Here is a 12487-nt window from a genome sequence, read left to right as displayed (position 1 = left end):
TATTTCAGGATCTAAGATCTTAAATTGTAATAACATCTTAGAAGCTGAAACGAGTTCAGCTTGACGAAGCGACACTTCCAAAAATATTCTTTGATTTTAAATATGAATAAACCTGAAATTTTAAAAAACACCGAAGCCTTCGTAAAGGAAACCCTTAAAAACGCTGAAGGCGGTCACGATTGGTTTCATATTCAGCGGGTTTGGAACAATGCAAAATTGATTGCAAAAAATGAAAATGCTGATCTTTTTATTGTAGAATTGGGGGCATTACTTCACGATATTGCCGATTCAAAATTTCATAATGGAGATGAGACTGTTGGCCCCAAAATGGCTTCTACATTTCTTCAGAAACAACAGGTTGACGCTGAAGCTATAGATCACGTGGTAAAAATAATCGAAAACGTTTCTTTTAAAGGAGGAAATGTTCAGCAAGAATTTAATTCTATAGAATTAGAAATTGTTCAGGATGCCGATAGGTTAGATGCCCTGGGAGCTATTGGTATTGCAAGAACTTTTAATTACGGCGGATTTAAAGAACGTGCGCTTTATAATCCCGAAATTAAACCAAAACTTAATATGAGCAAGGAAGAATATAAAGCTTCTGCTGCGCCAACCATTAATCATTTTTACGAAAAGTTGCTTTTGCTAAAAGAGCGAATGAATACTAAAACAGGGCAGGAAATAGCACAAAAACGCCACGACTTCATGGAACTATACCTGGAGCAATTTTATGAAGAATGGAACGGAAAAGTTTAAATTCTAAGATTTCTCCTTTTGACAAGTAGGACAAAAATAAGTGGTTCTCCCTGAAACTTTAATTTGTTCAATTTTACCATTATTTCTCGGGCAATCTTCGCCTTTTTTACGCACTGAAGTTAAATAAGTATCTGGAAGCTTCTTCCCTTCCACCCTGGCTTCTTTAACCACTTCTAAAACTTTTTCAATCTCTTTAAAAATCTCTTGCTTCTCTTTTTCTGAAAGTTTATCAATTTTGGTTGTTGGATGAATTTTAGCCTGGAAAAGCACCTCATCGGCATACAAATTTCCAATTCCTGCGATGAGTTTTTGGTTCATAAGCAAGCCTTTTATGGTTCCGGTTTTACCATCCAAAATTTCGAAAAACTCTGGTTTTCCAAGGGCAAGAGCATCGATTCCTAAATTATTCTCTTTTTGAAATTCCGTAAGACTATCAGCTAAATAAAGTTTTCCAAATTTCCGGGGACAGGTAAAAGAAACCCTGGAATAATCTTCAAAAGTTAGCGTGAGTTGCGCATATTTTGGCACCTCATCGTGTTGATAATATTCCAGCTTACCGGTCATTCCAAAATGCACCACCAAACATCTGTTCTTTTCCAAATTAAGGAACAAATATTTGCCCAAACGCTCGCTACCAGTAAATTGATTGTTTTGAAGCACTTTTTCAAAGTCCTTTTTATCAGACTGGTATATTTTTTTATCGCCGGTTTCTACTTTTACGATCTTCTTATGCAAAATAGTAGCATCGGCATATTTTTTCTGGTAAGCAACTTCTGGTAGTTCTGGCATATTCTCTGTTCTCTGTTCTCTGTTCTCTGTTCTCTGTTCTCTGTTCTCTGTTCTCTGTTCTCTGTTCTCTGTTCTCTGTTCTCTGTTCTCTGTTCTCTAAAATATTAATGATTTCAGCTTTAAACTTATAAATTCATCATAAAATTTAAGGTAAAAGGCATCCAATTTAAACGTTGTTTCTTTTCACCTTAGATTCCCGAATAAGATTCCGGATAAAGTCTGAACCGAGTTCAGTGCGACGGTAGTTTCTCAAAATAACTTCATCTGCCCATCCTTGAATTCTTCGTGTAAATCGCAATTTAGTGGTGGCCTTTCTCTTCCATTTAAATATTTAGCTCTCGCTATTTTAAATTGCTGCTTTACCTGATCGGCAAACTCGCCTTCCCCTTTCATTCTTGTTCCAAACCTACTATCGTTTAAACTTCCGCCGTGTACACTTTCAATTTGATTTAAAACTTTATCGGCTCTATCGGGCATTGTTTTTTTAATCCAATCGGTAAAAATTGCTCCAATGGAACCGTTTAAACGCACAATAGTGTAGCCCACTCCCAATGCGCCCCTTTCCGAAACCTCTTTGACCAAAGGCATAATTTCGTGGGAGTTGATAGCAGGAATTATAGGCGCCATCATAACACTAACAGGAATATTAGCTGTAGCTAGTTTTTCTATGGTTTCGAGACGTTTTTTAATACTTGCAGTTCTTGGCTCCAAAATCCTACGGGTATTTTCTTCCAGCGAAGTGACCGAGAGGTTTACATGCACTAAATTATCTGCCGCCAGCTCTCGTAAAACATCCATATCCCTTTGCACCAGAGCATTCTTCGTAATAATCCCTACCGGATGTTTATACTTTAGAAAAGTTTCCAGTAGTTGGCGGGTAATTTTCAGTTTCTTCTCAATAGGCTGATAACAATCGGTATTCCCTGAAAGTACAATAGGCGTAGCTTCCCATTTTTTTCCGCTGATTTTCTTTTCAAGTAATGAAACCGCATTTTTTTTTACAAGAATTTTTTGTTCAAAATCCAGCCCGGCACTAAAGCCCCAGTATTCGTGAGAATTCCTAGCATAGCAATAAACACAACCATGTTCACAACCCTGGTAAGGGTTTAAAGAAAAACCCATTCCCACATCCGGGCTGGTTACTTTATTCACAATACTTTTCGGAAAAGTATCTATTAAAACAGTTTTGGAGTTTTGAACCTCATCCCCTTCAGTAGCACAATGATTTAGAAAATCATCTCTAAACTCGTGATTGTGGGCATCAAATTGGTTAGACACATTTTTTTGGGCACCCCGCCCTTTTATATAGTTTTCAATTTTGGACATAAAAAAACTTTGAGATGTATTGCCATCTCAAAGTTTTTTTAATTATTGGAATTATTCCCTTTTTTAGGATTTATTCCTGTTTAATTCATGGCTTCTTGTAGGGCCGGCATTCCGCCCACCACAGGAATTTCTATATGGGTTTCATCGAGATCTATAGTGAGTTCGGTGCCTGGTTCTGGTAGTAGTGTAAATTTATTATCGCTGGAAAAGATCATCAATCCAATTTGCTGTCCGGCAGGAATTACCTGATCATCGGGATTAAGGTCAAAAGACAGTTCATAAAACTTACCCGGTTCTAAAGCTTTACTTTCGGTTAGCGATTTATAATTCTGCGGATCTGCCCAACCCCTGGTAATAATATTATCGGTTATTTTGGTATTTTCACCTGAATTCCAGGGCAGGGAAACCATCCAAACCGAAAGATTTGCTGCCGGCTTACTACTGGCCAACTTAATCTTTATAGTTGATAGCCCCGAAAGATGCACATCTTCCTTTAAAACAGGTGTTGTAAATAATAAACGATGTTTAGAGTTTTCAAGTTGCGCCAGAGAATCTGCAGAGAAATTATGATCATCGATCAAAGTTTGTTTCCCTTGATTTTTTAATTTTTTAGTGCTTAGCTTTCCTTTTTTTAATCCATCGTTTTGCAAATATAATGTAACATTTACAGCATCCGGATTTGGATAATTTGCATAAGCCGTTGGGTTTTGGGGATCGTCATCTTCCCGAACAATATAAGCTTTAGGACCTTTCTCTACGTTATTATCTACCCCAAACAGATATTTGGTAAACCACTTATTCATCATCGAAACCGGGGGCGGACCACCGTGCCCATATTGGTGGTAATAGATTTTAACCGGCAGGCCTTTTTCTTCCGCAGCTTTGTAAATACGGTAACTATGTTCTGGCATTACATTCCAATCGTTAAAACCGTGCGACATTAATAATGCGGCCTTCATGGGTTCCATTTCATTTAAATAATCACGACCGGCCCAAAACTCGTTATAATCACCGGTTATACGATCAATGCCATCCTTAATTTCGGTATCGCGATAAACTGAATCGGCATAAGCGCGTTTCGATTCATCTCCACTGTGAATAAAATTATAGAGCACATCTACATCTTCGCCTAAATAACCGCCCGGCGAACGTACCAATCCGTTGGAACGGTAATAATGATAATAGGAAGTATTTGGCGCGACAGGAATAATGGCTTCCAAACCTTCTACCCCTGTTGTGGCAGCTGCCAGAGGAATCGTTCCGTTGTAGGAAGTTCCCGTCATCCCCACCTTTCCGGTGGTCCAGTAAGCTTCAACTTCTTCGTCACCATAAGGGGTTTTATATCCTTTGGCGCGACCATTAAGCCAATCTATCACTGCCTTTGGCGCAAGAGATTCGTTATCTCCCCCAACGGTTGGTGAGCCTTGCGAAAGCCCTGTTCCCGGCGATGAAGAATGTACTACAATATATCCACGAGGCACCCAGGTATTTATTTGCGAATTGGAAATGATTGGCCGTTCTCCAACTCTTGTTACAGAAGGGTGAACAATTTCTTCCCCCTTTTCTCCAAGCTCATGGTACACATCATAAAAAGCACCTTCCACATTGGGAGCTACGCCCGCAAAATATGGGCTGGACTCATAAACTACAGGAAGCTTTAAACCTTCGGTTTCGGTTTGTTTTGGCCTGGTTACCGCCACATGCATCCTGTCTGGCAATTCATCACCATCGGTATCAAAATTGGTTTCTACCCATAGATCTTCACGAATCCAATCTTCGGGGATATTAAATTCAGGAACAATTTGTGCTTCCCCATTCTCAAAAACAGGTTTCGCTTGCTCCTGGGCACCTAAGCTAAAAGCACCAAAGAATATTAATAATAAGAGTTTTTTCATATAAAAATTTTTAAGAGCAAATTTTGATCTGAATTATTTATTTCCCAGGAAAATCGGCTTTACGCTTATTTAGAAAAGCAGAAGTTCCTTCTTCGAAATCTTGGGTTCCAAAAGAACTTCCAAATTCACTGATTTCAATTTCAAAACCATTAACGCCATCTTCGTAATTAGCATTAATCGCTCTAATTGCTGCGCTCATAGCTACTAAAGAATTTTTCATAATCTTTTGAGCAATTTTCTCGGTAAATTCTATCAGTTCTTCCTGCTCACAAACGTGATTCACAAGATTGTATTGAAGCGCCTGTTTAGCATCTATCATGCCCGCAGTCATGATCATTTCCATAGCGCGACCTTTTCCAACAAGTTGCGGAAGTCGCTGCGTACCCCCATAACCGGGAATTAGACCAAGTGAAGTTTCGGGAAGTCCCATTTTTGCATTATCGCTTGCTACTCTAAAATGAGCGGCCATTGCCAATTCGAGTCCGCCGCCTAGAGCAAACCCATTTACCGCAGCAATAACCGGTTTAGGAAAGTTCGCTACAAAATCGAATAATTTCGCCTGGCCATTGGCTGCGAGCTCCCTACCTTCTTCTACAGAAAAATCAGAGAATTCGCTAATATCTGCTCCGGCCACAAATGCCTTTTCTCCTGTTCCTGTTAAGATCACCACTTTCACTTCCTGATCTTCCTTTGCTTCTGAAAAAGCATCATGAAGTTCCTGAATAGTATCCCTGTTTAGTGCATTTAATTTTTTTGGACGGTTAATAATTATTTGTAAAATTCCGTCATTATTCTCGGTTAAGATATTTTCGAATTCCATATTTAAAATTTTTGGTTCGTTTCTTATTTATTTTGGAAAACGCACTCTAAAAGTGGTGCCTTTTCCGTGCTTAGAGCTAAAGGTAATACTTCCATTATAAGTTTCCACAATATTCTTTACCATAGCCAAGCCAAGCCCCATTCCGCTGCTTTTGGTAGTAAATTTAGGCTCAAATACCTTCTCTATATTTTCTTCGGAAATTCCTGTTCCATTATCTGAAATAATCACACATACATTTGATTCCTCTTCGTGTATACTTACCATAATACGAGGGTTCTTCTGGCCTTCCATAGCCTGTATGGCGTTTTTCACCAAATTGGTAATTACTCTAATAAGTTGAGTTCGGTCAAATTTGGCTAGAATCTCTTCTTTTTCACTGGTAAACTGAATATAATTTTCATTGAAAATATCCAGAGCCAATTTTACTATTTTGGGCACGTTTAGCATCTCATTTTGTTGAGCAGGCATTTTCGCGAAATTTGAAAAGGCTTCTGCAATAGAACTCATAGTATCTATTTGGTTGATGAGCGTGGTAGAATATTCAGCTACTTTTGCCTCAATTTTAGGATCGTTTCTATCAAAATTACGCTCAAAACTCTGTACGCTTAAACGCATTGGAGTTAACGGATTTTTAATTTCATGAGCCACCTGTTTCGCCATTTCGCGCCAGGCTTGTTCCCGCTCACTGGCAGCCAGTTTCACCGCACTTTCTTCCAACTCATCTATCATACTATTATAAGCTGCAACAAGGGTATAAATCTCTTCGGAAGCATTGGTAATATCTATTTTCTGGTTACGCTTATCCAGCCTGGTTTCTGTGATTTTATCTGAAATGATCTTGAGGGATTTGGTTATATATTTTGAAAGAAAATAAGATAGGATTATCGCCAGTACCAACATAAACAAATACACTTCCCCCATTCTTAAGAGAAAGTTATTCAAATCCCGGTTTAAAACCGTATCATCCTGTACATAAGGAAGGTAAATAATAGCAAGCGGCTTAAATTTACCATCTACAATGTAAGAATAGGAAGACTGAAATTTTTGACCATTAATCTCATTTTTTTCAATATACCTTTTGCTTTCCGATAGTTCTAATTTTCGTAAAATATGCGCATCTAACTGATTATCTGTGGTATCTCTAAAAAATGATTGATCTGATTTTATTAAGAGTTCCCCCTGAAGGTCATAAATATTGATCTGCATCTCATGAACCTGCGCCATTTCATGAATTTTATTGCGCTCCCTAAAAATGATATCTATATTCTCGGTATTTACCAGAAAGGTGGTACTTGCCAGGATAAACTTAATGTTTTCCTTAATGGCTTGTTCCTTTCTCTCCAGGCGTTCACGGTGGTAATTCTCGGCTTCATGCTTATATTGATAAACTGTAATGCCTACGATTAAAATTGAAGCTCCCAACACCAATAAGATCATGGAGATAAAAATGCGGGTACTTAAAGAAAGTTTTGAAAGCTTCATAAATAATAATTAGCTCAATTTAATCAATTATCACACCAATTAAGCATTGGGATTCCTTGTTCTAATTCGCTTATATATTTTGACACCTAACATTAACATTGCGGCTAAAAGAAAAATTCCCAGAACTCCGTAAATCCAGTTTAAAGCATCTCTTACAATTACTAAAAATATAACCGAAAAGAGTATTAAGGTAGAGCCTTCATTCCAAAGACGCATTTTGTTTGAGGTCCATTTTACCACATCATTTTGGAGTTCTTTAAAAATGAGATGCGTTTTAATATGATAGGCATACAACAAGGCTACAAAGCCTAATTTCACCAACATCCAATCTTGTGAAAGCCATCCCGGAGAAAGGTGCAGGAGTAAAAAAGCGAACAAACTGGCTAAAATAGCCGAGGGCCAGGTAATGATAAACCAAAGTCTCCTGGTCATTAACTTTAGCTGGGAAGCCAAAATACTCTTTTCCGGTTCCGGTTTTTGGGTTGCTTCAATATGGTAAATAAATAAGCGCGGAATATAAAAAAGCCCGGCAAACCAGGTGATCACAAAAATAAGATGTAAAGCTTTTATATACTGGTAATATTCTATCACAAATTATGGTTTTTTGGTTGGGTTTTGATGAGTGTTGAAAATAGCAAGGATTATTATTTCTTGATCGTCTATGTCAAAAATCACCAGGTAAGGAAAAATATCTAAAAGAGCATTTCTATAATTATTTTCAAGCCGAAAGATATAAGGATTAGATTGAATTCGGATTAATGTATTTTCAAAATCATTAAAAAAACGCTTACCTAAACCGAATTGTTTAGATTCATACCAATTGATCGCACTTTTTAAGTCAAGCTGAGCCGAAGAGTTTATCTTAAGGCTAAAACCCATATTTATCTTGAATTTCTTTTCTGGCATCTTCCCAGGGAATTGCTTTTTCCTCACCGCTTTTGTAAGCTTTCCAACGCCTTTCTATTTCTTCAAGTTGTTCGTTAGAAAGTAAACTTTTTTGGCCATCCACCTTATAAGCTTCGTTGGGTTCGTGAACTGAAACTTTCACTTCTTGCAGAAAAATCTCCATTTCCTTAAGCAAATCCTCATCATCACAAGCAATGATTTTTTGCATCAATTCTATTTTTAAAGCGTTTTTATCCATGGTCTTCCAGCTTTCTAACAAAGGTAGCGATTTATGATTTTTCTTCGGAAAAATTATTGGGAGGTTCCGGGCTTCATTTTTAGCCTTATTTCCCTATTTAAAAAATAACCTGTGAGTAAGGTTGAAAGTAAATCGGCGATTGGGAAAGAGATCCAAACCCCAATTTCACCGTAATAATTGGGTAAAATAAGAACTAATGGAATAAAGAAGAATCCCTGCCGGGACAGCGTTAGTAATAAAGCTGGAATTGCTTTTCCAACCGCCTGGAAATATGCTGCACCAATTAGTTGAATCGCAACAATAGGAGTAGCGGCAAAAACCCAGCGCATCGCATCTGGAGTTTCAGCAATAATCTTTGGATTTTGAGTAAAGATTTCAACAATTTCTTCAGCAAAAAACATGATTCCTCCAAAAACTAACAAGCCCAATCCGCAGGCATACAAAATAGCAGTATTGATACTTTCTTTAACTCGCTGGTATTTTTGAGCACCATAATTAAAGCCGGCTATAGGTAAAAAACCCTGGGTAACTCCCAAAACGGGAAAAAGGGCAAACATCAGCATTCTACCAATAATGGCATAAATCGCTACTGAATCTTCTCCTCCAAGATCAAATAAAATATTATTCATCAGCATATAAATAATACTAACTACAGCTTGCCGTGATAAGGTGACAAAACCTAACGATCCTATTTCAGAAAGTATGGATTTATTAAGTCCGAAATCTGGCAAACTGATTTTAAGTTCAGAGTTTTTAGAGACGAAAAACCAGAAAACATAGGCAAAGCAAAAAAGATAAGAAGCGGTCGTAGCCCAGGCTGCACCCCACATGCCAAGCCCCATTTGATTGATGAAAATATAGTCCAAAAGTAAATTCCCCACAGACGGAATTATCATGGCGATCATCGCGAATTTGGGTTTTCCTTCGGCGCGAATCACGGTGTTTCCCATCATACAAAGCGCCAAAAATGGTACTCCGTAAAGCACTATGGTATAATATACTTTTGCCGGTTCAAAAATATCGCCTTTTCCCCCAAAAGCAGGAATAAGGGAATCCACGAACATTAGCCCAATAATAACTAATGTAATGGTGAGAATTAGCGTTAAACTAATCTGGTTTCCGAAGGTCTTTAGAGCTTTTTTACGGTCATCACCGCCAAGTGCCCGGCTAATTATAGACGAGCCACCAATACCAATGGCCATTCCCAGGGCGGCAATAAAAAATGAAACCGGTAGTACTACATTTATTGCTGCAATAGCGGTAGAACCTATCCAGTTTCCTACAAAAATGGTATCGATTAATATATTCAGCGACATTACCAGAATTCCTATGGAAGCCGGTGCCGCTTGCTGTACAAGTAATTTACCTATTGGTTTTTTTCCAAGATTTTGGGAATTCGCCGAGGCCATTATGCTTCAACAGGCTTTTGGTGCGCCCATTCATCTACCCAGCGAGAAAGCACTTTAACCCAATCATCCCTATCGTTTAAACAGGGAACCACGGTAAATTCTTCACCTCCCACTTCGTGAAATATCTCTTCGCCTTCCATAGCGATTTCTTCCAGGGTTTCCAGACAGTCTGAAACGAAAGCCGGGGTAACAATAGCCAGTTTTTTCATTCCCTGTTTTCCAAAACGCTCTATGGTTCTATCGGTATAAGGTTGCAACCATGGATCAAAACCTAAACGAGATTGAAAGGAAACACTGTATGAATTTTCTTTTAATTCAAGATATTCTGCTACAAGGCGAGTAGTTTCATAACACTGGTGGCGGTAACAAAATTGATGTGCTGCCGAAGGCGTTTGGCAACAACTTCCATCAATCTTACAGTGGGACTTGGTAACATCGCTTTTTCTAATATGTCGCTCTGGCACCCCGTGGTAAGAAAATAATAAATGCTGAAAATCATTTCCTTTTAATTTTTCAGCAATACTTTCAGCTAAAACCCTAATATAATCTGAATGATTATAAAATGGTGGCACCGTAGTAAATTGCATTTTCGGAAAATGTTCTTTTCTAAGTTCTTCGGCTAAAACAAGAATAGTTTCTGTTGTAGCCATCGCGAATTGAGGGTATAATGGAAAAAGCAAAACCTCATCTACGCCTTTATCGTGCAATTCCTGTAGCCCCGATTTTATACTCGGTTCTCCATAGCGCATCGCTAAAGCAATAGGCACCGATGTGTTTTTATCCATTTTTTCCTGAAGACGTTCAGATAATACAATAAGTGGAGAGCCTTCGTCCCACCAGATCTTTTGATAAGCTGCAGCCGATTTTTTAGGCCTTGTATTCAAGACAATCCCTCTTACTAGCAGTGTACGTGCCCAATATGGCACATCTATAACCCGCTCATCCATTAAGAATTCGTCCAGGTAACTTTTTACATCTTTAGGATCGGTGCTTTTTGGAGACCCCAAATTAACCAATAGTACGCCTTTACTCATAGTTTTTCTTTTTCAATATCAAAAATAAGCTTATTAAAAATGCAACAAAAGTTAATATTATTACACTTTCTTATGCCTTAATAGAGGATTTATTTTTTTTCCTTGTCTAAAGCATATAAGATACTTTGCAAAATATGCTCTTTAAAATCAGGTTCTAAATATGATTGTATGGTGTGCCCCAAACCGGTATAAATAGAAACTCCGCCATGGCCGGTTTCTCTAATCCAGGCAATTGGATGCTCTTCCCCATTTGTTCCTCCCTCATAAGAATTCTCATCAAGGTAAAGTAAAACCTCCTTTTCAGGGTTTAGGTTTTTGTAATTATACCACTCATCTGTCCTGGTCCAAACCTTTGGCAGATGCGAAACCGTTGGATGTTCTGGCATATTTACAAAAATATCAGCTTGCTGTATTTCTGGATGTCCTGCAAAATAACCTCCTACTAATTCACCAAACCATGGCCACTCATATTCGGTATCGGCTGCGGCGTGAATTCCGAAGAAATTACCACCTTTCTTTATATATCTTTCAAAAGCATCCTGCTCTTTTTCATTTAATACATTTCCTGTAGTACTTAGGAAAATTACGAGATTAAATTTTGTAAGATTATTCTCGTTAAAATCATTTGCATCTTCAGTGGCGGTCACTTCAAATTCGTGATCTTCTCCAAGTTCTAGAATAAGAGCTCTTCCAGCGGGGATAGAATTATGCCAAAAACCTTCAGTTTTATAAAAAACCAATACTTCATTTTTCTCTTCCTGGACTTGATTTTCAATTTCCTGAGCGAATCCAGTATTTTGAAAAATAAGAAACAGACCAATAAAAAATGAGTGTACTAACCTGTGCATATTTAAAGGTTTGGATTTAAAGACATAATATATTTTTTTGGCGTTGTACCAAATTTCTTTTTAAAAGCCGCAATAAAATGACTGGAAGTACTGTAGCCCACCTTTAAGCCCACTTCGTTCACATTATAATCGCCACTATCCAGGAGTTTTCTTGCAGATTCCATTTTATAATCAAAAAGAAAACTGTAAACAGAGTCGCCATAAATTTGCTTAAAACCTTCTTTTAATTTTTTAAGACTTAATCCAATTTCATCAGATAATTCCTGCAAAGAAGGTGGCTCCGCCATTCTGGAGATCACAATATCCTTGGCCTTTCTTATCTTAATAATATTTTCTTCGTCACTAAGAAAAGGACATTGCTCTACATCTGGATCTTCTGTCCTATTAAAATATAAGCTCAATAACTCATAAGCTTTCCCTTTAAAATAAAGATTTTTAATACTCTGGGTAAGATTAAAGTTCATTACCTGGTTAAGAACTATTGCCATAGAAGGCGAAATAGGACCATCTTTATAATATTTTTTATCCTTATTATCTGCACTTAAGAAAGTAATATACCCGGCTTCCTGCGAAAACAGCGAATGGAATTTTTTGATAGAAATCACCAGGGAAATTAACCAGGAGTTTGGTTCTAGTACTAAATTAAGTGGAAGATCCTGCTGCGGATTGTATAATAACAATGAACTTTCTTCATTAAGCGGAAGCTCGTAATTACCATTATTAAACAGGAACTTGCAGTTTCCTTTTAAATTAAAATGAAACTGTATAAAACTACTGTCTATATCCCGAATAATTTTTTGACTATCAGAAGTTTCATTTTGAAATTTTAAAAGATAAAAACCATCTTCAATTTTTAATCCCTCCGTATATCCTTCAGCGTTATTTTTATCTTCTAAAACCATATTTTAAATTTTAATACTATTTAGAATTATTCTAAACTGTTGCACCCAAACCTACTATTACTACTACAAATGTAAGCAAATA

General features: G+C 37.5%; 13 protein-coding genes. 1 reads left to right on the top strand and 12 read right to left on the bottom strand.

Annotation, left to right across the window (positions count from 1 at the left end; translation table 11 throughout):
- Window positions 1–102 precede the first annotated feature (102 nt).
- Window positions 103–756, top strand: a complete 654-nt coding sequence (locus B5X51_RS07405) for an HD domain-containing protein (protein WP_079720459.1) — start codon at window positions 103–105, stop codon at window positions 754–756.
- Between the two features lie 3 nt (window positions 757–759).
- Here the strand turns inward: B5X51_RS07405 and B5X51_RS07400 are convergent, their stop codons facing one another.
- The 12 genes from B5X51_RS07400 to B5X51_RS07345 all read right to left on the bottom strand — a co-directional run bounded on the left by B5X51_RS07400 (window position 760) and on the right by B5X51_RS07345 (window position 12405).
- Window positions 760–1545, bottom strand: a complete 786-nt coding sequence (locus B5X51_RS07400; RefSeq protein ID WP_079720457.1) for an Fpg/Nei family DNA glycosylase — start codon at window positions 1543–1545, stop codon at window positions 760–762.
- A 249-nt stretch (window positions 1546–1794) separates the two neighbouring features.
- Window positions 1795–2871: a PA0069 family radical SAM protein gene (locus B5X51_RS07395; RefSeq protein ID WP_079720455.1), complete on the bottom strand. Its 1077-nt coding sequence runs from the start codon at window positions 2869–2871 to the stop codon at window positions 1795–1797.
- Between the two features lie 80 nt (window positions 2872–2951).
- On the bottom strand, window positions 2952–4766 hold the full coding sequence (locus B5X51_RS07390; RefSeq protein ID WP_079720453.1) for a Xaa-Pro dipeptidyl-peptidase: 1815 nt from the start codon (window positions 4764–4766) through the stop codon (window positions 2952–2954).
- A gap of 37 nt (window positions 4767–4803) precedes the next feature.
- Entirely contained in the window at window positions 4804–5586 is a 783-nt protein-coding gene (locus B5X51_RS07385) for an enoyl-CoA hydratase/isomerase family protein (RefSeq protein ID WP_079720451.1), read from the bottom strand.
- A gap of 27 nt (window positions 5587–5613) precedes the next feature.
- On the bottom strand, window positions 5614–7068 hold the full coding sequence (locus B5X51_RS07380) for a sensor histidine kinase (protein ID WP_079720449.1): 1455 nt from the start codon (window positions 7066–7068) through the stop codon (window positions 5614–5616).
- 39 nt (window positions 7069–7107) lie between these two features.
- Complete coding sequence (locus tag B5X51_RS07375; protein ID WP_079720751.1) at window positions 7108–7656, bottom strand: CopD family protein; 549 nt, start codon at window positions 7654–7656, stop codon at window positions 7108–7110.
- Window positions 7657–7662: 6 nt separating this feature from the next.
- Complete coding sequence (locus tag B5X51_RS07370; protein WP_079720447.1) at window positions 7663–7974, bottom strand: type II toxin-antitoxin system RelE/ParE family toxin; 312 nt, start codon at window positions 7972–7974, stop codon at window positions 7663–7665.
- A complete protein-coding gene (locus B5X51_RS07365) occupies window positions 7937–8182 on the bottom strand; it encodes an addiction module protein (RefSeq protein ID WP_176132737.1) in 246 nt (81 codons plus the stop codon). Before B5X51_RS07365 ends, B5X51_RS07370 begins: the two co-directional genes overlap by 38 nt.
- An 83-nt stretch (window positions 8183–8265) precedes the next feature.
- Complete coding sequence (locus B5X51_RS07360) at window positions 8266–9621, bottom strand: MATE family efflux transporter (RefSeq protein WP_079720444.1); 1356 nt, start codon at window positions 9619–9621, stop codon at window positions 8266–8268.
- Window positions 9621–10655: a ferrochelatase gene (gene hemH, locus B5X51_RS07355; RefSeq protein ID WP_079720442.1), complete on the bottom strand. Its 1035-nt coding sequence runs from the start codon at window positions 10653–10655 to the stop codon at window positions 9621–9623. Before hemH ends, B5X51_RS07360 begins: the two co-directional genes overlap by 1 nt.
- A gap of 89 nt (window positions 10656–10744) precedes the next feature.
- Window positions 10745–11503: a ThuA domain-containing protein gene (locus B5X51_RS07350; protein ID WP_079720440.1), complete on the bottom strand. Its 759-nt coding sequence runs from the start codon at window positions 11501–11503 to the stop codon at window positions 10745–10747.
- A 2-nt stretch (window positions 11504–11505) separates the two neighbouring features.
- Window positions 11506–12405, bottom strand: coding sequence for a helix-turn-helix transcriptional regulator (locus B5X51_RS07345; protein WP_079720438.1), 900 nt, complete (start codon window positions 12403–12405; stop codon window positions 11506–11508).
- Window positions 12406–12487 lie beyond the last annotated feature (82 nt).

Source organism: Salegentibacter holothuriorum (assembly GCF_900168045.1).
GTDB classification, from domain to species: domain Bacteria; phylum Bacteroidota; class Bacteroidia; order Flavobacteriales; family Flavobacteriaceae; genus Salegentibacter; species Salegentibacter holothuriorum.
Note: the sequence above shows the minus strand (reverse complement) of the source record. Positions and strands in the feature narration are given on the sequence as shown.